The sequence below is a fragment of the Prevotella sp. 10(H) genome (assembly GCF_000711235.1).
GTDB lineage: Bacteria > Bacteroidota > Bacteroidia > Bacteroidales > Dysgonomonadaceae > Dysgonomonas.
In genome coordinates, this window is record NZ_JOMI01000009.1 from 630,408 (window position 1) to 653,168 (window position 22,761).

Here is a 22,761-nt window from a genome sequence, read left to right on the forward strand (position 1 = left end):
AATGAAAAATTTATATAAACTACTTTTTTTGTTTTTGATACTCTTTTCGTTATCATCCTGCGAAAAGATTGTTGATATAGACTTACGGATAGCAGAACCCAGATTGGTAATAGATGCCTCTATTTCGGAGCAGGAGCCGTGCAGGGTATATCTGACAATGACACAGGGTTTCAGGGATAATGAACCCTTCAAAACCGTTACCGGTGCTGAAATTGTGCTGACAGATCAACATGGTAATTCCGAAGTCTTGCGGGAATCGCGCAGCATGTCCGGTATATATGTGTCTACGATGGTAGGGGAAGTAGATAAAAGCTACCATATTAAAGTAACTGTAGACGGTAAATCGTATAAAGCGATGGCGACCATTCCCAAAATGGTGCCGATTTATGAAACTTATATTTATGAAATAAAGGCCGGTAACGAATCGTGGTATTCTCCTTCTTATGTCTTTTATGACCCTGCTGACGAAGAAAACTATTATTATACAATCCTGTCTGTTAATCAAAAGCCGATGAGGACAATTTATCTGGACAGTGATGAGCATAGGAACGGATTGAGAGTGCACCGGATATTATTCTTTAATAAGGATGATAATGACGATGAGGATTTAAAAACAGGAGACGAAATAATGATAGAGTTACAGGCTATAGATAAGGGTATGCATACATTCTATAAGTCCTTATTCTCTGTAGCAGCAGACGGGGCAACAAATCCGATAACTAATTTTACAGGCGATGTTCTAGGCTGTTTCAAGGCTTACAATTCCAGTTATGCTTATTTCACAGTAAGTCCTGATATTATCTATAGAGAATCTGACGAATAATCTGTATATTTGTTTCCTTAATTAACGTCAGAAGTACTTTAAATATATGTTTAAGTTTCTAGGTTTCTTACTATTGTTAGGCCTTTTCGGTTTTCTTGTGATAGGTGTTTTATTTGGACGGGTTATACGTTTCTTTGGTTCCGGAGATAGAGGAGCACAAAAGAAAAGACGTTCAAATAACAGAGCGCAGCAAGAATACTCATCAAATGCTACTCCGAAAAAGTTTTCGAAAAATGAAGGGGAATATGTAAGTTATGAAGAAGTAAAGGATGATGATAAATAAAATTATCTGAATTCTTTTACAAAGTCCCATGTGCGGGAAAACTCATATCCTTTCCTCTTTCCCCATTCGATAAGTTTGCCGAATCTTTCTACCATTTTATCATCCGTATTTTTAGTCACATAAAAAGGAAAATTATATTTCTTCTTCGGACCTATATCCATGAACTCCCATGGATGAAAATAGATATTCAGATATCCGTCTTTTTTCAGTGCCCGGTTAGCTAGTTTTGTATAAATACCTAAAGGAAGATTGTGGAATGATATCCAGAAAAGAGGAAAACGAAAAATTGGCGTAACTGATGCCGGTAATTGCCAAACTCCTTCCCGTTTGAAATAGGTACGCGGTTCGCTCAACTTATTATATCTGCCCGGAAGATATGTAGGATTAATTGATGAGTTATAAATGTATCCGGCTTTACATACCTCTTCTTCCGGTACAGGCGCCATTCTTGCCATGCGGTAACCGTGAACCGTAACCTGTCCGATTTCTTCCAAAACATCTTTCGACATTTTCAGGTGAGGCGGCTCGAAATGATCGTGTACATATCCGTGAGATGCCAGTTCATGACCCTCGTCTACTATACGCTTTACGATATGTTTGGCGTGAGTAGCAAAATTAGCTGTTGTATAAAATGTGGCCTTTATATCATGTTGGGCCAATAAATCGAGAATACGAGTTGTTCCTTTTATCGATACTTCCATTTGTAAATCGAATGGGATAGGGTCACCGTATTCGCGGGGCATTTCGAATTCTTCTATATCGAAGCTTAATAATATTTTTGAACTCATTCCTTATCTATATTTGAACTGCGGATAATGTATGGCGGGAATCCTTTTGTCTTTGCAAAAATGCGGCCTATATACAATCCGATGATACCCAGTATAAAGAGCTGTAGTCCGCCTAAGAAGCCGACTGTACAGATCAGCGATACCCACCCTGCCATTACATGCCCTGTCCATAAACTTATGATAGCATATGGCACAAGCAATAAGGATAATAAAGCTATGCCGAATCCGAGATAAAGCGCCATATTAAGTGGCTTTGTACTAAAGGATAGGATTCCCTGTACAGCCAGATGGCGCATTTTCTTAAAGGTATATTTTGTTTGTCCCGATAATCGCTTATCAGGCATATAATCCATTGCATATTGCTTAAATCCTATCCAATGTACAATACCTCTTATAAAAAGGTCGCTTCCCTCAATGTTTATAAGCACATTTGCGGCACGCCTATCCATTAAACGGAAATCAGCAACTCCTTGCTCAAGATGAATATCAGATACAAAATTCAGAAGCTTGTAAAACAGGCCCGATGTGGTTCGTTTCTTTTTAGATAGAGAAGGGTCGTCTTCACGACGGGTATAAACAATATCGTAGCCTTCTTCCCATTTCTTTATAAAATCGGGCAGTATACGCGGTGGATGCTGCATATCGGCATCCATAGATATGATACAGTCTCCTGTTGCATTATCGAGACCTGCTTTTAATGCATTCTGATGTCCGAAATTACGTGAGAATTCTATATAGAAGAGTTGCGGGTCTTCGCTGCTCATCTTTTCCAAAAGAGCCTGACTGGAATCGTTACTGCCGTCGTTGACTGCAATTATCTCATACTGGTATCCTGTCGTATCCATATAGGTGTGAATTGCGTTCACTACCGTAGGGATATTGGACTCTTCATTATAGCAGCAGATGACAATCGAAACCTTTTTACTTGATGCCATTTCTTAATCTTAAATATTTTACAAAGATATACTTCATATTTTAACTAAATGAAAAGTCCTGATACTTTTATAAAATATTTACGCTTAGTTGTCAAGTTGATAAATCGAATCACTTGTATAAGTATTGTCCGGAGAATAGATAACCCAGTCGGTAAGCAGATCGAAAGGATAAGATTTGATATCGCCTTCATTCAAGCCTGAAATCCAATAAGGTTGATTTAATAATTTACCTTCTATATTTCCATTTTCAATAGCCAGCACATCATACCACAGATGTTCCTTTTCGCTGCCTGATTTAGGATCGTCCACTGTCAATCCCAGTTTTACAAGGAAAGACCAACCGGGCGGCTGTTCATCTTCTTTCTTTGCGAAAAAGCTTTTTAGGAATGATTTCTTTTCCGGCGCTCTGTGTTCTTTCACAAATATTTTCTCAAACAAAGGGAAACGTTCTTTAGCCAAAGCGCTCATGCGTGCAGTTTCCTCATTTGTTATATAATATATAGGGTTTTCGGCCAATGTACTTGCATATATTTCGGGAGAAATCATATCACCGTCTTCTACAGCAAATAGTATGCCTGACGGTTCGGCATGTACATTATCTACTTCATCTCTATCGGCAAATCCTCCGAGTATATTCTGTGGTAAATCTTTCAATGCTTCTTCCCATCTGAGCCAACACAGGTTTATACCCATTCCGTCGTAACCTATCGTAAACCGTTCTTTTTCCTTTGCCGGATGTGAAAGGAATTTTTTTACGGTCATATTGATTAATGTATTCATTTGCTCCGCTCCCTGACTGAAGTTTAGCATTTCTAGCTCTACCGAAGCGCAGCGGTGAAGTCCGTGCGTATGGAACCAGTATCTGCGCTTTCCGTCCTCTCCCTCATCATATACACAATGCAAAGTGTAAAGATAGTCAGGGGAAGGGGGAATTGCAGATTTTGCGGTCATGCTAAGCCATTTAGCCGATAATAACCTGTACGACATAAAGTCGATAGCAAGGCTGGCATCGGGAACGATGGCGTTCATGACTTTTAGCTGCAAATGGAATGATGACAGTGGTTCCAACTCAAAATACGTAGATGTTTCGAGATAATGCTCTTGCTCCATAGCTACCTGCAACGATTCCTGATCGATGGAATTGGCGAAACCGTAATCGCTAAGATTAATATTCTTTGTTTGGCATACATACAAGTCTACATTGAATACCGTTTCCTGATATTCAATTTCGGCAGTAAAGCTCATTATGGAGAATTCAATATCGACTTCTGCCTTATTAAAAGATATAAGTTTGAAGTCTTTATTGATAGATAAATTCTTCTCTATTTGTGCAGCATCAAATTTGAAATTCTTATTGCGTGGATAGATACCCATTGTAGATGCCAATCCGGTTTCACCTTCGGCAAGCAAGTCATATTTTTCGTTATTAGTCATATCTTGAAAACGATCTGAGGAGTTTATAAAGGTTTGCTTATAATTTACTTAGCTTTTAATTTATACAAACTTAGTCAAAAAAAACGGTATATGTAAGAAGATGAATCTTAAATATATACCGTTTTTTTATGTGAGTCATGATTCTTATTTCTTTTGTAACAAACCTTTATATTTAGATTCGTTTTCTAAAGCCACATTCACTCTTTCTGTGAACTTTTTTATATCGATCTGCGGTGGAGTTACTGATAAAGGCATCTCATCTGCAGTTTTTATGGTAGGAGTATATCCACCCGAAGACATATAGAATCTATCAGGATATTTTGGCGATACACCCTGTTCATAGTCTACACGCTGGCCTTCTTTGCCATCTGTATTGGAAAACCGGACTTTATTAAAGTTTATCCATTTTTCTGATTCAGCTTCATGCCCCCATGCATTATAATAATAGGCCTCCCTACGGAGTTGTCCGTTTGTATAACCGTAGTTCTCAAGGAATGAATGAAAACCGTCAAAATATCTTTTTTCGTGGGGTGCTCTCCACGATGCCACGTAATTCCACGGGCCGTTATCTACGCTATACCATGCGGAAAGTACGACAGAATTGTTTTTCTGCGGAAGTACATTTAACAGGAATTTAACGGGTTTGCCGGTTTTCCAGTCTGCCGTTTTTACATATGATTGGCCACCTGTACCTTCCCCGCCAAAGGAATTTACTGTGGTGGCTTCGTCCTTGTCAACAAGAGTCACATAATCAGATGCGTTAATCGACTTATCGTTTTCTGCATCTTTACTATCCCATATGGAAAATAATACGCGCCTTTCCGTATCCGAATTGGTCTGAATCCCGAAATATCCCCTGTAGAAACCGATTGCCATATAGAATGTGGCTAAAGGGTCACCACCTTCCGGTACGATTATTTCTTCATATAGCCAGTCATACTTCTTTGTTGTAGGCGAAGTAGAACTGAAATTAATATGGACAGACGGTGAGGATTGATAATCAGTGTGATTTACCTGTCCTTCCGGTTTAAAGGAATTGAAGATTAAGGAACGAATCGTTATAGCATTCGCAGGATCGGATATAGGCTTTAATTCATATCTGTAATATCCGGTTTTGGGGATTGTTATTCCGGTACAAAATTGAAGATTGTATTCTCCTGTACCTCTCAGCTCTACTTTCTTGTTAATTGCATTGAATCCCAGATCATAACATTCCGAAATATTTAAGTCGAATGCAATCTTCTTACCTTTCGCTACTTCATTATCAAGGTAAAAATCGTAAACTCCTTCTTTCTGGTAAAGATACCAGACTACGCTTTTTTCTTTATCAGTCCATTGTGATACAACATCGACGGTTTCAGGCCAGCCTACGGGAACAGAAACTCCGGCCTCGTTAGTAGAGAACGGTTCTGCATAGCCTTTGTTGGCAGGCACGGTAAAAGTATTGAGTATTTCGTCTTCAGACGGTTTGTTTGTTTCGCTACACGAATGGAAGCCAGACAAGAGTAGCAAAGCTACAGATAATAAAATGTGCTTCATGATATCTATATTTTAAGATAAAGGTCTGATGTAAAGTTTGCAGGATGAGGAAGTTCTGTATATCAGAACTTCCTTATTCCCATTATTTCGCGGACTTCTCTCAAAGTCTTACTTGCGCTTTCACGGGCTTTCTCAGCCCCTTCGGTAGCAACTTTGTGCAGATAGGCATCATTGCTTTTTATGTCAATGATTCGCTCACGTATCGGAGTAGTGACTTTAATTATGTCTTCTGCCAGTTGCTTTTTCAGGTCTCCATAGCGAATTTCGCATGTATTCCATTTGTCTTCGAAATGCTGCACTACGTCTTCTGTAGATACGACTTTCAATATTGTAAACAAATTCTCTATATATTCCGGCTTTTCAGAGTTTGGAGCCTTAGGTCCTTCATCTGTCAAGGCACGCTTCACTTTCTTTTCTATACTTTTAGGTTCTTCATCGAGGTAGATACAGTTTCCTTCCGATTTTCCCATTTTACCGCTGCCGTCCAAGCCCGGTATTTTTATCAGTTCTTGTCCGAAATTGTATGCAACCGGCTCTTTAAAGTATTCCACTTCATAAAGGTTATTGAAGCGGCGGGCAAATTTACGGGTCATTTCGAGATGCTGTTCCTGGTCTTTACCAACAGGCACCTTATCGGCATTGTGTATCAATATATCGGCAGCCATAAGGGTAGGATAAGTAAGCAAACCCGCATTCACATTATCCTTATGTTTCCTTGCTTTTTCTTTAAAAGACACAGTTTTGGATAATTCTCCCAGATAAGCATGCATATTCAGCAACAGGTATAGTTCGCATACTTCGGGAACATCACTCTGGATATATATAGTTGAAATCTCGGGGTCGATACCCGCAGCCAGATATTCTGTAAGTACTCCCTTTACATTTCCATGTAGCATTTTAGGGTCGGGATGTGTAGTCAGGGAATGATAATCGGCAATAAAAAAGAAGCATTTATTTTCATATTGCATTCTTGTAAAATTCCTCAAAGCACCGAAATAATTACCGAGGTGCAGATTCCCTGTTGAGCGGATACCGCTTAAGACTGTTTCCATATTTTCATTATTGTTTTTCAAGCTACAAAGATAACTATATTTTATTACTTGTTTGGCATAGGAAACAATTCATTATCTTTGGACTCAATAAAAAGTCAAATTAAAAACACATACTTATGAAATCGATTAAAATACTGTTTTTTTGTATTTCTTTTTTACTATTGGCAACTACAATGAACGCACAACAAACAGTCAGATTATGGGATGGCAATCCGCCGACAAGCAATGAAATAACCGAACCGGAGGGTATGATAGGCGATTCTTTCGGAATTAATAATGTTTCGGAAGCCCAGATCCTTATTTACGAGGCTAGTAAAACGAATAATACAGGCATGGCCGTTGTCATCTGTCCGGGAGGAGGATACAGTGGGCTGGCTTTCCGCCACGAAGGAATGGACGTTGCGCAATGGCTCGTAAAACAAGGAATAACAGCCGTGCTACTCAAATATCGTATGCCAAACAAACATAAAGAAGTGCCTCTCGATGATGCTCAACAGGCCATAAGATATGTACGTGAGCATGCAAATACGTTGGGTGTGAGTGTAAATAAAGTCGGAATATTAGGATTCTCGGCAGGTGGTCATCTTGCTTCTACGGCTTCTACACATTATGCGACTTCCGGCACGAATACCCGCCCTGATTTTGCTATACTGTTTTATCCGGTAATAACAATGGAAGCTGCAACGCATGTAGGGTCTAAGAATAATTTGTTAGGTGATAATCCGACATTATCCGATATACATCTTTATTCGAATGAAAAACAGGTAAATGCGAACACTCCGCCTACAATATTGTTTTTAAGTGATGACGATACAGGTGTTCTTCCAGTCAACAGTACACAGTATTATGAGGCGTTGAAAAGAAATAATGTTCCTGCAACTATGTACATCTTCCCTGAGGGAGGCCATGGCTGGGGGATGAACAAAGACTTTAAATATCACAACCAGATGCTTACATTACTGGAAATGTGGCTGAAAGATATACAAAAGAAACTCAAATAAAATTTTGATTTAGATTTACATATGCAAAAAATAAAAGTAGCCAATCCTGTTGTAGAAATAGATGGGGATGAAATGACCCGCATCATATGGCAGTATATTAAAGAGAAACTGATATTGCCCTATTTGGATATCGACCTGAAATATTTTGACCTGAGTGTCCAAAACAGGGACGCAACGGACGACCAGATAACAATCGACAGTGCAGAAGCTACAAAACTCTATAAAGTGGCAGTTAAATGCGCCACTATTACTCCCGACGAAGCTCGTGTAGAGGAATTCGGACTTAAAAAGATGTGGAAATCGCCTAACGGAACTATCCGTAATATTATAGGCGGAACGGTTTTTCGCGAACCCATAATAATCAGTAATATACCGCGACTGGTCAATACATGGACAAAACCGATTATAATTGGGCGTCATGCCAATGCCGACCAGTATAAAGCGACAGATTTTGTAACAAAAGGTAAGGGCACATTGACACTGACTTTTACTCCCGAGGATGGAGAACCGCAATCGTATACTGTCTATAATTATAGTGGTGATGGTGTGGCAATGGGGATGTACAATACGGACGAGTCGATATATGGTTTTGCCCGTTCATGTTTCAGAATTGCTTTGCAGAAAAAATATCCGCTGTATCTTTCTACAAAAAATACAATACTGAAAGCATACGACGGCCGATTTAAAGATATTTTTCAGGAAGTTTATGATATAGAATATAAAGCCGGATTTGAAAAGGCAGGTATTACCTATGAGCATCGATTAATTGATGACATGGTAGCATCTGCACTGAAATGGAACGGTGGGTTTGTCTGGGCTTGTAAAAATTACGATGGGGACGTACAATCGGATACGGTTGCACAGGGCTTCGGTTCGCTCGGACTTATGACATCTGTACTCCTGACTCCCGACGGACAGATAATGGAAGCTGAAGCTGCACACGGAACGGTAACACGTCATTATCGTTTACATCAACAGGGTAAAGAAACATCTACAAACCCGATTGCATCCATTTTTGCATGGACGAGAGGTTTGGCTCATCGTGGTAAACTCGACGAAAATCAACTGCTAATAGATTTTGCAACTAAACTGGAAGAAACATGCATCGAAGTAGTAGAACAAGGGAAAATGACAAAAGATTTGGCATTGCTTGTGCACGGAGATAAGATGCAGCGTTCCGATTATCTGAATACAGAAGATTTTCTGGAAGCAATTAATCAACAATTGAAAACTAAACTAGCATAAGGCTGGTGCCTATAAAGTAAAAAACACTTGCAGATAATTCTGCAAGTGTTTTTTATTCACCTGTTTTATCAACTAATATTTATATCCTGTCTTTTTCTGTATTTCATTCGGAGTGTTTACGGGTATCAACGTAAATCCCCAGTTATATTCCTGATTTGCCATAATTGTATATTGCGCTTCCGGTCTTGCTCCCCAACTGTTATATCCCGCTACTCCGTACTGTTTCATATCTACACAAACCTCGACAAAGTCACGGGGAACGATGTCATATTCATGTGTTTGTTTACGCAGTACATTTTTTGCTTCTTCCGGATTCTTATTCGCTATTTCGTGAGGCGACATATTGCGCCACTGATAATCTGCATCCGATTCCTGACAGTCAAAATCTTCTACGGAATTTCTCAGAGCATTAAATCCGATTGTATTATCAGCTTCAATAAGAAGTCCTTTGCCATTATTCATATTCAATGCTACCCATCGGGTATCGCCATGATGACCGTTTTCCTGCGGACGAACGTAAGGATAATACATATCTTCGGCAGTTGTTTTATACAATCCGATTAACGTCCCTTTGCACCGGTCGAGATAGTTTTCTTCCGGTCCGCGCCCTAGATATTGCACCTGACTCATCGTTGCTGGGAGACGGAACCGAACGCCTATACGTGGAACTTCAAGTTTCGAACTTTCGCGTCTTTGCCTATCCCGTTTACCGCTTTCAGACTCGGTCGCTTCCTTGGCTTCGGCGGTTAATTCGGCTTTATCTTCCTGTATATCAGTAGATGTAAACTTGATTGCAGCATTCACAATACCCGACGGATATATCTTATAATTTACGATATAATCATTTCCGGCAGCCAACTGATAAGTTACGGATAATAAAACTGTATCGTTTTCCTTTATAGCTTTAGCTTCGGATATTTTGAAGTTTTTGCTCGATTCTTTCCATATCTGTAAGCGTTTAGGAGCGCCGTTCCCGTAATCATTATCCGTAGGCCCTCTCCAGAAATTAGGCTGTATTCCGAAACCTTCATTGAAATATTCTGTACCGTCTACTTTATAGGATGATACGAGCCCTTTTTCTTTATCGAAGACAAAATTAATTTTGGAAGAAGTAACGACAATGTTATTACCATTATCTACTATATTCAGTTTTGGCCCAGAATGTTTAGTGGGTTGTTTACCGGCTTTTATCGGTAATATAAACTGCTCATGCGCTATGATATGGCCTGCCGGAACGAGAGGTATCTCTTTTTTAGATAATACTTCGAAATTGACAAAATATTCTGCTCCCAGTTTTGCTTTTAATTGTGATACGGGAATAGATATAATACTTGAATCCTGAGGCGCAAGATTAATTGGAAGCACAGATTCTTTTATAAGTTTTGCCCCCTCGTATATTTTATACTTCAGTGTATATTCCGAAAGGTCTGAGAAGTAAAACCTGTTTTTAACTTTTATCTGCCCTCTGTTAAGGTCGACAGGTTCAAAAGCTACATTCTGATGCACATACTTTACTTCTGCCATTGCAGGATGTGGATTCTGGTCGGGATTTACGATGCCATCAGCAACAAAATTGCCGTCCGAAGGCTGGTCTTTTCCGAAATCTCCACCATATGCCCAGAATTCTTTTCCGTTTTTATCTTTGAAAGTCACAGCATGGTCTATCCATTCCCATATATAACCGCCTTGTAAGTTCGGGTATTTATATACTTCCACCCACTGGTCGTAAAGGTTCCCACTCGAATTACCCATTGCATGCGAATATTCGGACGGAACATACGGCCGGTTATCGGTATTATCATTGCGTCGTCCGTTAATACCGTAGTATTCAAAAGATTTAGCAGACGGATATTGCGGTACAATCATATCTGTATTCCATTCTTCCAATGCTCTTTCGTAGCAGACCGGACGAGCCATGAGGTCTTTATCCATTTCTTTCAACAGAGTATAAGCATTATAGAAATTAAATCCGTTTCCGGCCTCATTGCCTAATGATAAGATTGTCACCGATGCATAATTTTTATTCCGTTCAAACATATTCCTGATGCGGGATAAATGACTTTTAAGATAATCGGGGTTGTGTCCCAAAGTTCCCCTTTTTCCGTTATCCTGATGCCCTACGGCGCCTTTGCGCATATCATCCTGATAAATGGTGTAATACATGCCATGCGATTCGATATTAGCTTCATCGTAAACATACAGCCCGTATTCATCACACATCTCATAGAATTTACGGTCTTGCGGATAATGACTCAAACGAACAGAATTGATATTGTTGAGTTTCATCAATTCAAAATTACGCCGCATCTGCTCCGGAGTAAGATAGTGTCCTTCCTGTACGGTTTCATGTATGTTAGTGCCTTTCAGTTTAATCGGTTGTCCGTTAACATAGAAAAGTCGAAGCGGCTTTTTATTTACAATGATGTCGCTGTTTTTAATTTCTATTTTTCTGAATCCTACCTTGAATGGTACGGTTTCAATTACTTTGCCGTTTTCTTCTACAATCATCATCAGTTTGTAGAGATTCGGGTGCTCCGATGTCCATGTTGCAACATTATTTATCGTATTATCGAAGTTTACGGTAGTTGTATTATTCCCTTTTATGGTAATGTTTTTTGAAGAAGATGATATTGCTTTTCCTTCTGTTTCAGTGAGTTCGTACCGTACAGTGATATTTTTATCGGAAGCATTTGTGTTTTTCAGGTCGATACCTAATTTGAAAATACCATTCTTATAAGATTCATCGAGATTCGATACTATTCTGAAATCTTTAATCGCTGTCTTAGGTTGCGACCAGATAAATACATCACGTTCAATACCACTCATACGAGTGAAGTCCTGGCATTCGAGCCACGAGCCTGTGCTCCAGCGGAAAATTTTCAGAGTCAAAGTGTTCTTTCCCTGCTTTATATATGGATTGATGAGAAATTCCGCAGGGTCTTTTGAATCTTCACTATAACCCACTTCCTTACCGTTTATGTATACATATACTCCGGATTTTGCTCCTGCCAGATGCAGAAAGATATCCCTGCTCATCCAATCTGCCGGAATTTCTATATCTCGGCGATAAACTCCTACAGGGTTAGCTTCAGGTAGGAGTGGTGGAGTAGGATTGTGTGTGGCAAATTCATAAGGCTGGTTCACATAAAAAGCTTCGCCATATCCTTGAAGTTCCCAGTTGCCCGGTACTTTGATATCGTTCCATGTATCAGTGCTAATATTCGGGTCAGTGATATTATCAGGCAATTTTTTGTACTCATCAGTAAAGTAGAATTTCCATGTGCCGTTTAGTGAATAGAAGTATTGGCTTTGTGAATAATCGGTATGTGTATTCCTAATTGCTTTGTCTGCATCCCTTGCATTATCAAAACTCATAAATGTAGTTCGCGGATATTCTTTATTCACAGATACCACGCTGACATCCTGCCAGTAGGGAAGATTATCCTGTGCATGAGATGCCGTTGAGATACACAAAAAAAATATGGAAAGTGATAAAAACTTTTTCTTAATATGCATGAGAAAAAAGATTAAGGTTTGATTAGCAGGATAAATTCTCTTTTGATAAGAGAATTACCCTGCCAAATTATAGGAGTATTATTAACTTTATCAGATTTTATTGAGCAAATTTCAAGCCGTTAAGCTTATTCCAGCTACCTCTGGTAAAATCAGGGATTTCTACAGGGGCGGAATTGTTATCCAAAGATAATTGCGTCAACGGAATAAGGCAGCACCACTCGGCAAGGTCGTAAACATCCATGTCTAAAGGTAAGCCTTTTTGCAGACAGTAAATGAGGCGGTAATCCATAATGAAGTCCATCCCTCCATGTCCGCCCACCTGTTTTGCTTTCTCTTCTATGTCGCGTGCAATCGGATGTTTGTATTTTTCCATCAAAGCTTTTCTAACATCGTCCGGAACATAGCTGTGCGCATTCAGGTTCTCATGGTTAGCTGCAACAGAAGGATCGATTTCCCCGCCATCGAGCGCATATCCCTGAACAGGATATTTATTTGCAAAGCCTTTTGTACCTGTAAGTTGATACATGCGGCTGTATGGACGAGGTGAGTTTACATTGTGCTCTATTAGTATCGATTTTCCTTTTTCGGTAGATATAAGTGTTGATGTATGTTCTCCGTTCTTGAAATCTTTTACATCTTCACCTGTCTTTTCTTTTATATAATTGATGCTGGATATCTGTTTTGCATCCACAGATACAAGATAATTCATCTTGTCGCCGCGGTGTATATTCATGGCCTGACATACAGGGCCAAGTCCATGGGTAGGATACAGGTCGCCTCTGTGTGTCCTGTTGTAGTCCATACGCCAGTTATTCCAGTACTGATCCCAGAACGGTTGTAATCCGTGTATATATGCACCCTCTCCGTGTACTATTTCACCAAGCAGACCTTGCTGGACCATATTCAACGTAGTCAGTTCGAAGAAATCGTATACACAATTTTCGAGCTGCATGCAATGTTTACGGGTTTGTTCCGAAGTATTGATAAGCGCCCATATTTCATCCATATTCATGGCTGAAGGCACTTCAATGGCGACATGCTTGCCGTCTTTCATAGCTTGAACTCCCATCATTGCATGTGATTTCCAGTCAGTAGCAATATAGATCAGGTCTACATTCGGTAAAGCGGTCACCTTGCGCCAAACAGCGGTATCACCGTAAAACTCCTGAGCCTTAGGAAGTCCGCGTTTTTCCAGCATTTGGTTTACTTTTTCCGTATTCTTTTGTTCCACATCGCATAAGGCAACCACTTCAACTCCCTCGATATGAGTCATACGCTCTACAGCACCGGGCCCCCGCATTCCCAAACCGATGAAAGCTACGCGAACAACAGGTAATGGATCGGTTCTTAATTCGAGTACATCTGTTTGTCCTGCAGGACGTTCAGGAACGGTTGTTTTAATCACGGACGATTGCTCTTTTGCCGGTTGTGTTCCACAACTTATAAGCACTAAGCTGATGATAAACAGGGTGAGGATTTTTTTCATAGAATTAGAACATTTATTTAATATCAGAAATTATAAATCACATTTTACTTCTTTCTTATAATATAAGTAATACAAGGATATGTACCTCTATAAATTATATACTTTTTTCGAGGCCTTTTGTACTCACTTTGCTCCAAAAAAATGATTATAACGGAGCTATTATTTGATATTTATTAAATATTAACATCTTAGTTCTCGTATTATCGGGCAGTAACATATACAAAGGTATAAAAGAAAAACTGTCCTGATGTATCAGAACAGTTTTAAATTTCTTTCGGAGGTATATTTTATTTTACTTCAAATTCCTGTTTCATATCTATCTCTTCATTGTTTTCATCATAAAAATGATATTCGAGAAATGCAAGATTTTGATTCGGTATTATTTTTACACCCATTCCATATCTCCATTTCCACTGCCATTTGAGGGAAATGAAGCCTCGATTGATAAACGCTGCAACATACGGATGTATGTGCAAGGTGAATTTTTTCACTTTCAGATCTTTCACAAGATAACTAATTTTCATTCGCAAGGTGTCTGTGAATAGGATAGATGGCCTTATTTCTCCCTTTCCGAAACAGTTAGGGCAAATTTCGGTAGTGGTTATTTCCATCTCGGGACGCACGCGCTGTCTGGTAATCTGCATCAAACCGAATTTACTCAATGGTAAAATGTTGTGCTTGGCGCGGTCGTTGGCCATTAATTCCTGCATCCTTGTTATCAGTTGACTGCGGTGCTCACCTTCAGTCATGTCTATAAAGTCGATTACGATTATGCCCCCCATATCTCGTAATCTGAGTTGTCTGGCTATTTCTTCGGCTGCCGCGGAATTCACTTCCCAGGCATTGTTTTCCTGTCCGGCTTCAGGGTTCTTCGATCTGTTTCCGCTGTTTACATCTATAACGTGAAGTGCTTCTGTATGCTCTATAATCAAATATGCACCGTTACGGAATGTTACGGTTTTACCAAATAGAGCCTTAACTTGTTTTGTAACGGCATAGTTGTCGAATATCGGCAGTGTTCCGTCGTACTGCTTTACAATATTCTTTTTCTCGGGTGCAATAAACGAAATGTAATCCCGGATTTGGTTGCATGTGTCAGGGTCGTTTACATGAATTTCCTGAAAACTGGAATTAAATACATCCCTCAACAGTGCAACTATACGCCCTGTTTCCTCAAAAACGAGGGTCGGCAGTTTGCTTTTCTGTATTTTAGGGAGATTGTCATCCCAGCGCTTTACCAGTGTTTTAAGTTCTGCATCCAGATCAGCTACTTTTTTACCTTCGGCCACAGTTCTCACTATCACGCCGAAGTTTTTTGGCTTAATACTCTGTATCAGTTGCCGCAAGCGGGCACGTTCTTCTTTCGATTTTATTTTTTGTGATACGGAGACTTTGTCGTTGAAAGGTATAACGACGAGGAAACGTCCTGCCAGGGACAGTTCCGAAGTAAGGCGGGGGCCTTTTGTCGATATTGGTTCTTTGGCTATCTGCACCAGTATTTCCTGTCCCGGTTTTAAGATATCGCTGATGGAGCCATCCTTGTCGATATCATGCTCCAGTTTCATCTTGGAGATGTTCGGAAATTTCTTTTTGTCTGCGAGCGCCTGTTTGTAGAACTTATCAACAGATTTAAATTGAGCACCAAGATCTAAATAGTGAAGAAAAGCGTCCTTTTTGTATCCTATGTCTACAAAAGCAGCGTTGAGGCCGGGCATAAGCTTTTTCACTTTGCCGGCATAGATGTTCCCTACCGCGTATGAAGCATCTCTTCCTTCTTTCTGCAGTTCGACAAGCTTCTTGTCCTCAAGTACTGCTATAGAAACTTCATTGGGCTGAACATCGACTACTAGTTCGCTATTCATAACTATAATTTTGGATTTTGAAAAATAAGATTTAAATCGCTTTTGTATTTAAATCTGAAAAATAGATTTCCTTCTTTTTGTAAGAGAGGCAGAGTTCATATAATACACAAAGAACAAACTTAAAATTCAACAATTTGTAAGTTTGTTCCCGTATATTTCCGTTAAAGAAAGATGCAAGGCTTATTTTTTCTTTTTGTGCCTGTTCTTCCTTAGTCTTTTTTTGCGCTTGTGCGTAGACATTTTATGTCTTTTTCTTTTCTTTCCGCTTGGCATGTTATTTATATTTAGTAATTAATAATTTGGTGCGCGTCAATTACTTTCTTACCTGGATTACGAAAGTTTTGGCAGGTTTAAATGCCGGAATTGAATGTGCTGGTATAATGATAGTTGTATTTTTCGAAATATTACGAGCTGTTTTTTGAGCTCTTGTTTTTACGATAAAACTACCGAAACCTCTTAAATAAACATTTTCATTCTTGCTCAGGGAGTCTTTAACTACATCCATGAATGATTCAACTGTTTTTAATACAGTAGCTTTATCTATGCCTGTATTCTTCGCAATCTCGTTAACGATGTCAGCTTTTGTCATTTTCTTATTTTTTTAGATTCAAAACAATTAATTTTTTGGACTGCAAATATATAGCTTTTTATTTACCTTTGAAACAAATAATTGCCAATTTTTTGAAATAATGAAGAAATTAACTTTCGGGAATGATTGTTTGGCGGTTATTCTAAATGATTGTAAATGAGTATACAAAAAGATTTGAGATTAAGCTCCATATTAATAAAGTGGTATAACGATAATAAAAGGGACTTGCCGTGGCGCGATACTACAGACCCTTATATCATATGGATATCTGAAATTATATTGCAGCAAACACGTGTAGATCAGGGATATAATTATTTTTTGCGGTTCATACAGCGTTTTTCCTCAGTAGACGTGTTGGCTAAAGCAGACGAAAGTGAAGTATTGAAACTATGGCAGGGCTTAGGGTATTACAGCCGTGCACGTAATTTACATGCTGCTGCAAAAATGGTAACGGATAATTATGGTGGAGTGTTTCCCTACGAGTATAAAAATGTGCTTAGCCTCAAGGGGGTAGGTGAATATACAGCTGCTGCGATTGTTTCATTCGCTTATAATGAGCCTTATGCAGTTGTCGATGGAAATGTATACCGCGTCCTGTCGCGCATTTTTGCTATAGATGATCCTATTGACAGTACTAAAGGAAAGAAAGTGTTTGCCGGGCTGGCTCAGGAATTGCTTGATGAAAAACATGCAGGATTGCACAATCAGGCTATAATGGAATTCGGTGCACTGCAATGTGTTCCGGTATCACCCGATTGTGAAAATTGTCCGGCTGCATCTCTATGCCTCGCTTATGCGCATGATAAGGTGAGGCTATATCCGGTAAAAGAGGGTAAGCAAAAAGTTAGGAACCGATATTTTAATTATCTGGATATCCGTGTAGGAGATAATATGTTATTGCATAAGCGGACAGGAAAAGATATCTGGCAAAATCTGTTTGAATTACCCTTAATAGAAAGTGAGAAGCAACTGACTATTGAAGAATTGCAGAAGGAAAATAGATTTAAAAACATTTTTGGTAATTCAGCTAAAGTACATATTAAGTATATTGTTGAGATGAAGCATATACTTTCCCACCAGATAATATATGCATCGTTTTATAAAGTAACTGTAAATAATATCGAGTTAAGCAATAATTATATAAAGGTGAAAGTAGAAGAGGCGGATAATTATCCTGTATCGCGGCTTGTACATAAATATCTGGAAAAAATGTAACTATTTTTTTATGGTGTTTGTATAAATCATAAAACACTATAACTTTGTATTGAACATAAACGACCCATGAACATGGATAAAATATCATTAATAGTTCCTTGTTATAATGAAGAGCAAGCCCTTCCCTTTCTATATAAAGAGCTCGTAAAGCTCGCTGATGAAATGCAGGAGCAAGAGTTCGAATTTATTTTTATCAATGACGGATCAAAGGATAAGACGCTGGACTTGGTGAAAGAATTTAAAGAAACTGACAACAGAGTCCATTATGTGTCTTTTTCCCGTAATTTTGGTAAAGAGGCCGGAATATATGCCGGATTGAAGGCTGCAAAAGGTGACTTTATTTCACTTATTGATGCCGATCTGCAGGATCCGCCTTCTCTTGTTAAAGAGATGTATGCAACCCTCAAAACGGAAGACTTCGATTGTGTTGCTACACGCCGCGTAGACCGTAAAGGTGAACCTGTAATGCGTTCCTTCTTTGCCAAACAATTCTATAAACTTATAAATAAAATTTCCGATACGGAAGTTGTGGACGGTGCCCGCGATTTTCGCCTAATGACCCGTCAAATGGTCGATGCAATATTGGAAATGAGCGAATATAACCGTTTCTCGAAAGGTATATTCGGTTGGGTCGGTTTTAATACCAAATGGATAGCTTTCGAGAATATAGAACGTGTGGCAGGGGAGACTAAATGGTCGTTTATAGGACTTTTCTTGTATTCTCTTGAAGGGATAATTGCTTTCTCGACACGGCCTTTGCTTATCGCCTCATTGTTTGGTATTTTGTTTTGCCTTATAGCCTTCGTGATGATTTGTGTTATCATCTTTAAAACTTTGGTGTTTGGGGATGATGTACAGGGATATCCGTCAACAATGTGTGTTATATTCTTTATAGGAGGCATCCAGTTGTTCTGTCTAGGTATTCTCGGGCAGTATCTATCCAAGACTTACTTGGAAGCGAAAAAGCGTCCTATCTACATTGTAAAAGAAAAAGCCTAAATGCTTGTTTTGTAATCTTTAGTTGTCAAATTTGAATAATTTGACACGTATTTTTTTGTGTTTAAAAAATAAAAGAGTAATTTTGCGCCGATTGTCCGGATGCTCTCATTTGATGCGCCTTTTGTGGTTGTGACAAAGTGTTACCAATAGCATAAAAACGATTGACAATTGATAGAAAAGTCTTAATCTTAAAGTGAAAATATGAGTTCTGCTGCTCTTTTTTTAGTTGTGCTTTTGACGGGGATTATGCTCGTTTGTGCCGGTCTCGGTATGGCCCTATTATTATCACCGAAGTCATTTAATGCCCAAAAAGGAGAACCATATGAATGTGGTGTTCCTACCCACGGAACTTCGTGGATGCAATTCAGAGTAGGGTATTACTTATATGCTATATTATATCTGATGTTCGATGTGGAAGCAATATTCTTGTTCCCATGGGCAACAGTTGTCCGTAATTTAGGCATGCCCGGACTTTACAGTATATTATTTTTCATATTAATCTTAGGCCTCGGACTGGCTTATGCGTGGAGGAAAGGAGCATTACAATGGAAGTAAAGAAAATATATATAAAAGGTATTCCTAACGACGAGTTTAAGGATAACGAATACCTTGAAAACCATATTAAGGAACTGAACGAAAACGGTGTGCCCGTAGTAATAGGTAAATTGGATGATCTTATCAACTGGGGCCGATCAAATTCTATATGGCCGCTGGCTTTCGCTACAAGTTGCTGCGGTATCGAGTTTATGGCTTCGGCTGCTGCGCGTTACGACCTTGCCCGTTTCGGTATGGAGGTTACCCGCAATAGTCCGCGTCAGGCAGATACAATGGTTGTGGCAGGAACAATTGTACACAAAATGGCTCCGTTATTGAAACGTGTATACGACCAGATGGCAGAACCGAAATATGTTGTAGCAATGGGAAGCTGCGCTATATCTGGTGGCCCGTTTGTAGATTCGTATCATGTGGTGAAAGGAATTGATGAAATTATGCCGGTAGATGTATATGTGCCGGGTTGCCCGCCTCGTCCTGAAGCTTTGTTTTATGGATTGATGCAGTTACAGCGTAAGATTAAGGTAGAAAGATTCCTGTTTAAAGTAGACAAAAAGAAAAAATAAAATAGATGCAAGCCATGAGATTACAAGATGTAGATGCTTTTTCGGCAAAGAACTTGTAACTCGTAACTCGTAACTTGTAACTAAAAATATCGATGGAAAATATCAAAAAGGTAATACTGAAAGCCGTACCTGAAGCGGTAATCGAGGAAGTTGGAAAACTCACGGTTACTGTAGAACCGGATAAACTACGCACTTTGGCAAAGGCTCTTCGCTATAATGAAGAATATCCTTTCGACTATCTGGCTATGCTTACCGGAATGGACTGGGGCGAAAAACTCGGAGTGAATTATCTCCTTACTTCATCGAAAGACTTATCAAAAGAAGTTGTGCTGAAAACAGGTACTACAGATAAGAAGAACCCTTTGCTTTATACTGTTACCGATATCTGGGAAACAGCCCATTACAACGAGCGTGAAGTATATGCGATGTTCGGCATCCGTTTTATCAACAATCCGGATATGCGTCGCTTCTTCCTAAACTCCGACTGGAATGGCTTCCCGCTGAGAAAGGATTACGATGCGAACCCGCTACTTAATCCTGTTTCTGTCGAAAGTAAAGATATTATCGATATTGCTCCGCGTATTATGGAAACTCCTGCCGGACTTAAAGAAGAGAAGGTAAGGATATTCGAACAAAACGATTATATAATCAATATAGGGCCGCAACACCCGTCTACACATGGTGTTATGCACTTTCGCGTAGCATTGGAAGGTGAAATAGTAAAGAAAATAGATGTGCATAGCGGCTATATACATCGCGGAATAGAAAAGATGTGCGAGAGCATGACTTATCCGCAGATACTGCATCTGACCGACCGTCTGGATTATCTTTCGGCAAACATTAACCGTCATGGCTTGTGTATGTGTGTAGAAAAAGCGGCTGAAATAGAAATTCCCGAAAGAGCGCAATATATCCGTACCATTATGGATGAATTGAACCGTATTGATTCGCACCTTGTAGCATGGGGTACTATGTGTATGGACTTAGGTTCTACCACTGCCTTTATCTATGGTATGCGCGAAAGAGAGGATATCCTTAAAATATTTGAACTGACATCGGGCGGCCGTCTGATTATCAACTACAATGTTATCGGCGGTGTAATGTTCGATATTTATCCTGATTTCCAGAAAGATGTGAAAGCCTTTATTCCGGTTATGCGTAAGGCATTGAAAGAATATGACAGACTGTTTACAGGTAATGTGATTGCCGTAGGCCGTATGAAAGGTCTGGGGCTTTTGTCTAACGAAGATGCGATTTCTTATGCTGTTACAGGGCCTGCCGGACGGGGGTCTGGCTTCTCTTGCGATATTCGTAAGCATGTTCCTTATGCTCTTTATGATAAGGTGAACTTTACTGAAATTATCAGGGATGAAGGCGATTCATATGCACGTTATCTGAACCGTCTGGATGAAATAGAAGAATCTTTGAAAATCATAGAACAACTTATCGATAATATACCTGAAGGGGAATTCTTAGCGAAAACCAAAGCTATTATCAAACTTCCTGAAGGGGAATATTATCAGAGAGTGGAAGCGGGACGCGGCGAATTCGGTGTGTTTATCGAAAGTCGCGGCGACAAGACTCCTTACCGCCTGAAATTTCGTTCGCCGTCTATGGCAGCTGTTCAGGCAATGCCGTTGATCTGTGAAGATGAGAAAATTTCAGACTTTATCGGTATCGGAGGTTCTATGGACTATGTAATTCCTGATATCGACCGTTAACCAAGATTATTTATATTATCAATATAACAAAGATATATGTTGCTAAACTATTCACGACCGTTGGAGGTAGCAGGACTGCTAAGTGACTTTGATGCATTTTTGACGGCAAACTTGCCTACTTGGGCGGTTTTAGCGATTGAGTTTGTACTGATAGGCGTTGCATTGCTCGCCCTTTATGCGGTACTTGCTCTTATACTGATCTATGTAGAGCGTAAAATCACAGCTTTCTTTCAGGCACGTCTGGGTCCGAACCGTGTAGGTAAATATGGTCTGATACAGAGTGTGGCCGACATGATTAAGATACTTTTGAAAGAAATTATTCATGTAAAAAAATCAGACAGATTCCTTTTCGTCGTTGCGCCTTTCTTTATGATTGTGGCTTCCATGCTTACTTTCGGCGCGCTTCCATTCGGACAGGGGCTACAGATTGTGGATTTCAACATCGGCGTATTTTATGTGATTGCCGTTTCATCGCTGGGTATTATCGGCGTATTGCTTGCCGGATGGTCGAGTAACAATAAATATTCGATGATTGGCGCCATGCGAAGCGGGGCTCAATTTATCAGTTACGAACTTTCAGCCGGATTTGCATTGATGACAGTTGTCGTATTATCCGGAACTATGAGCTTTTCCCAGATTATACAGGGACAAGCATATATTCATCAATGGAATATTATTGCCGGACACGTTCCTGCTTTGATTGCATTCATCATTTATCTTATTTCAGGACATGCCGAAACCAATCGTGGACCTTTCGACTTGCCGGAAGCCGAGTCTGAATTGACAGCAGGGTATCATACAGAATATTCAGGTCTCCAATTCGGATTTTTCTATTTGGCGGAATACCTAAATATGTTTATTGTTGCCGGTATTGCAGCAACTGTATTCTTAGGCGGATGGATGCCTATACAGGTTGAAGGCTGGGATGGATTTAATCAGATAATGAATTATATTCCGTCATATATATGGTTTTTCGGAAAAGCGTCTTTCCTTGTATTCCTCAGTTTGTGGGTAAGGTGGACATTTCCGCGTTTGCGTATCGACCAGTTATTGAATCTGGAATGGAAATATCTATTGCCGATTAATATGTTCAACATATTACTGATGGTAGTTATGGTTTTATTGGGTTGGACCCTGAAATAATTAATTTATAGA

The 22,761-nt window shown here is 39.5% G+C and carries 19 protein-coding genes; 10 read left to right on the forward strand and 9 right to left on the reverse strand.

The features are described from left to right. The first annotated feature begins 1 nt into the window (after position 1). Both K348_RS0118020 and K348_RS0118025 read left to right on the forward strand, forming a co-directional pair. Complete coding sequence (locus tag K348_RS0118020) at positions 2 to 823, forward strand: DUF4249 domain-containing protein (protein WP_029906938.1); 822 nt, start codon at positions 2 to 4, stop codon at positions 821 to 823. Positions 824 to 869: 46 nt separating this feature from the next. Beyond that, positions 870 to 1,106: a hypothetical protein gene (locus K348_RS0118025; RefSeq protein WP_029906939.1), complete on the forward strand. Its 237-nt coding sequence runs from the start codon at positions 870 to 872 to the stop codon at positions 1,104 to 1,106. Positions 1,107 to 1,108: 2 nt separating this feature from the next. Here K348_RS0118025 and K348_RS0118030 read toward each other — a convergent pair whose 3' ends face one another. From K348_RS0118030 to trpS, 5 genes are all read right to left on the reverse strand, one after another. Beyond that, positions 1,109 to 1,894, reverse strand: coding sequence for a polysaccharide deacetylase family protein (locus tag K348_RS0118030; protein ID WP_029906940.1), 786 nt, complete (start codon positions 1,892 to 1,894; stop codon positions 1,109 to 1,111). After that, the gene (locus tag K348_RS0118035; RefSeq protein WP_029906941.1) at positions 1,891 to 2,829 is read right to left on the reverse strand and encodes a glycosyltransferase family 2 protein; all 939 of its coding nucleotides are present in this window, start codon (positions 2,827 to 2,829) and stop codon (positions 1,891 to 1,893) included. Before K348_RS0118035 ends, K348_RS0118030 begins: the two co-directional genes overlap by 4 nt. An 84-nt stretch (positions 2,830 to 2,913) precedes the next feature. Then, entirely contained in the window at positions 2,914 to 4,263 is a 1,350-nt protein-coding gene (locus tag K348_RS0118040) for a DUF4026 domain-containing protein (RefSeq protein WP_029906942.1), read from the reverse strand. Between the two features lie 144 nt (positions 4,264 to 4,407). Then, entirely contained in the window at positions 4,408 to 5,802 is a 1,395-nt protein-coding gene (locus K348_RS0118045) for a DUF3472 domain-containing protein (protein ID WP_081852614.1), read from the reverse strand. A 62-nt stretch (positions 5,803 to 5,864) separates the two neighbouring features. Continuing rightward, positions 5,865 to 6,854, reverse strand: a complete 990-nt coding sequence (gene trpS / locus K348_RS0118050) for a tryptophan--tRNA ligase (RefSeq protein ID WP_029906944.1) — start codon at positions 6,852 to 6,854, stop codon at positions 5,865 to 5,867. Between the two features lie 116 nt (positions 6,855 to 6,970). Between trpS and K348_RS0118055 the strand changes: the two genes are divergently transcribed. Both K348_RS0118055 and K348_RS0118060 read left to right on the forward strand, forming a co-directional pair. Then, entirely contained in the window at positions 6,971 to 7,855 is an 885-nt protein-coding gene (locus tag K348_RS0118055) for an alpha/beta hydrolase (RefSeq protein WP_029906945.1), read from the forward strand. Positions 7,856 to 7,876: 21 nt separating this feature from the next. After that, a complete protein-coding gene (locus tag K348_RS0118060) occupies positions 7,877 to 9,100 on the forward strand; it encodes an isocitrate dehydrogenase (NADP(+)) (protein ID WP_029906946.1) in 1,224 nt (407 codons plus the stop codon). A 72-nt stretch (positions 9,101 to 9,172) separates the two neighbouring features. On the opposite strand, the gene K348_RS0118065 is transcribed toward K348_RS0118060, so the two are convergent. From K348_RS0118065 to K348_RS0118080, 4 genes are all read right to left on the reverse strand, one after another. Continuing rightward, a complete protein-coding gene (locus K348_RS0118065) occupies positions 9,173 to 12,616 on the reverse strand; it encodes a glycoside hydrolase family 2 TIM barrel-domain containing protein (RefSeq protein ID WP_036930782.1) in 3,444 nt (1,147 codons plus the stop codon). 97 nt (positions 12,617 to 12,713) lie between these two features. Next, a complete protein-coding gene (locus K348_RS0118070; RefSeq protein WP_029906948.1) occupies positions 12,714 to 14,102 on the reverse strand; it encodes a Gfo/Idh/MocA family protein in 1,389 nt (462 codons plus the stop codon). Positions 14,103 to 14,389: 287 nt separating this feature from the next. Continuing rightward, positions 14,390 to 15,964, reverse strand: coding sequence for an Rne/Rng family ribonuclease (locus K348_RS0118075; RefSeq protein WP_029906949.1), 1,575 nt, complete (start codon positions 15,962 to 15,964; stop codon positions 14,390 to 14,392). 313 nt (positions 15,965 to 16,277) lie between these two features. Next, positions 16,278 to 16,553 carry an HU family DNA-binding protein gene (locus K348_RS0118080; RefSeq protein ID WP_006801658.1) on the reverse strand — a complete coding sequence of 92 codons (276 nt, stop codon included), beginning with the start codon at positions 16,551 to 16,553 and terminating at the stop codon, positions 16,278 to 16,280. 156 nt (positions 16,554 to 16,709) lie between these two features. On the opposite strand from K348_RS0118080, the gene mutY reads away from it, so the two are divergent. From mutY to nuoH, 6 genes are all read left to right on the forward strand, one after another. Further along, positions 16,710 to 17,768 carry an A/G-specific adenine glycosylase gene (gene mutY / locus K348_RS0118085; RefSeq protein ID WP_029906950.1) on the forward strand — a complete coding sequence of 353 codons (1,059 nt, stop codon included), beginning with the start codon at positions 16,710 to 16,712 and terminating at the stop codon, positions 17,766 to 17,768. A 72-nt stretch (positions 17,769 to 17,840) separates the two neighbouring features. Beyond that, complete coding sequence (locus K348_RS0118090; RefSeq protein ID WP_029906951.1) at positions 17,841 to 18,767, forward strand: glycosyltransferase family 2 protein; 927 nt, start codon at positions 17,841 to 17,843, stop codon at positions 18,765 to 18,767. Between the two features lie 201 nt (positions 18,768 to 18,968). Further along, a complete protein-coding gene (locus tag K348_RS0118095) occupies positions 18,969 to 19,322 on the forward strand; it encodes an NADH-quinone oxidoreductase subunit A (protein WP_029906952.1) in 354 nt (117 codons plus the stop codon). Beyond that, positions 19,313 to 19,885 (forward strand): NADH-quinone oxidoreductase subunit B, encoded by a 573-nt coding sequence (locus K348_RS0118100; RefSeq protein ID WP_029906953.1) that lies wholly within the window; start codon positions 19,313 to 19,315, stop codon positions 19,883 to 19,885. Before K348_RS0118095 ends, K348_RS0118100 begins: the two co-directional genes overlap by 10 nt. 92 nt (positions 19,886 to 19,977) lie before the next feature. Continuing rightward, entirely contained in the window at positions 19,978 to 21,606 is a 1,629-nt protein-coding gene (locus tag K348_RS0118105) for an NADH-quinone oxidoreductase subunit D (protein WP_029906954.1), read from the forward strand. Between the two features lie 36 nt (positions 21,607 to 21,642). Next, positions 21,643 to 22,749 carry an NADH-quinone oxidoreductase subunit NuoH gene (nuoH, locus tag K348_RS0118110; RefSeq protein WP_029906955.1) on the forward strand — a complete coding sequence of 369 codons (1,107 nt, stop codon included), beginning with the start codon at positions 21,643 to 21,645 and terminating at the stop codon, positions 22,747 to 22,749. The last annotated feature ends 12 nt before the right edge of the window (positions 22,750 to 22,761 follow it).

Excerpts from the sequence above, each read along its gene's own strand:
- K348_RS0118065 (WP_036930782.1), bottom strand. The coding sequence starts at position 12,616 with ATGCATATTAAGAAAAAGTTTTTATCACTTTCCATATTTTTTTTGTGT.
- K348_RS0118080 (WP_006801658.1), bottom strand. The coding sequence starts at position 16,553 with ATGACAAAAGCTGACATCGTTAACGAGATTGCGAAGAATACAGGCATA.
- mutY (WP_029906950.1), top strand. The coding sequence starts at position 16,710 with ATGAGTATACAAAAAGATTTGAGATTAAGCTCCATATTAATAAAGTGG.
- K348_RS0118100 (WP_029906953.1), top strand. The coding sequence starts at position 19,313 with ATGGAAGTAAAGAAAATATATATAAAAGGTATTCCTAACGACGAGTTT.
- K348_RS0118095 (WP_029906952.1), top strand. The coding sequence starts at position 18,969 with ATGAGTTCTGCTGCTCTTTTTTTAGTTGTGCTTTTGACGGGGATTATG.
- K348_RS0118030 (WP_029906940.1), bottom strand. The coding sequence starts at position 1,894 with ATGAGTTCAAAAATATTATTAAGCTTCGATATAGAAGAATTCGAAATG.
- K348_RS0118025 (WP_029906939.1), top strand. The coding sequence starts at position 870 with ATGTTTAAGTTTCTAGGTTTCTTACTATTGTTAGGCCTTTTCGGTTTT.
- K348_RS0118020 (WP_029906938.1), top strand. The coding sequence starts at position 2 with ATGAAAAATTTATATAAACTACTTTTTTTGTTTTTGATACTCTTTTCG.
- K348_RS0118105 (WP_029906954.1), top strand. The coding sequence starts at position 19,978 with ATGGAAAATATCAAAAAGGTAATACTGAAAGCCGTACCTGAAGCGGTA.
- K348_RS0118090 (WP_029906951.1), top strand. The coding sequence starts at position 17,841 with ATGGATAAAATATCATTAATAGTTCCTTGTTATAATGAAGAGCAAGCC.
- K348_RS0118045 (WP_081852614.1), bottom strand. The coding sequence starts at position 5,802 with ATGAAGCACATTTTATTATCTGTAGCTTTGCTACTCTTGTCTGGCTTC.
- K348_RS0118075 (WP_029906949.1), bottom strand. The coding sequence starts at position 15,964 with ATGAATAGCGAACTAGTAGTCGATGTTCAGCCCAATGAAGTTTCTATA.
- K348_RS0118055 (WP_029906945.1), top strand. The coding sequence starts at position 6,971 with ATGAAATCGATTAAAATACTGTTTTTTTGTATTTCTTTTTTACTATTG.
- K348_RS0118035 (WP_029906941.1), bottom strand. The coding sequence starts at position 2,829 with ATGGCATCAAGTAAAAAGGTTTCGATTGTCATCTGCTGCTATAATGAA.
- trpS (WP_029906944.1), bottom strand. The coding sequence starts at position 6,854 with ATGGAAACAGTCTTAAGCGGTATCCGCTCAACAGGGAATCTGCACCTC.
- K348_RS0118070 (WP_029906948.1), bottom strand. The coding sequence starts at position 14,102 with ATGAAAAAAATCCTCACCCTGTTTATCATCAGCTTAGTGCTTATAAGT.
- K348_RS0118040 (WP_029906942.1), bottom strand. The coding sequence starts at position 4,263 with ATGACTAATAACGAAAAATATGACTTGCTTGCCGAAGGTGAAACCGGA.
- K348_RS0118060 (WP_029906946.1), top strand. The coding sequence starts at position 7,877 with ATGCAAAAAATAAAAGTAGCCAATCCTGTTGTAGAAATAGATGGGGAT.
- nuoH (WP_029906955.1), top strand. The coding sequence starts at position 21,643 with ATGTTGCTAAACTATTCACGACCGTTGGAGGTAGCAGGACTGCTAAGT.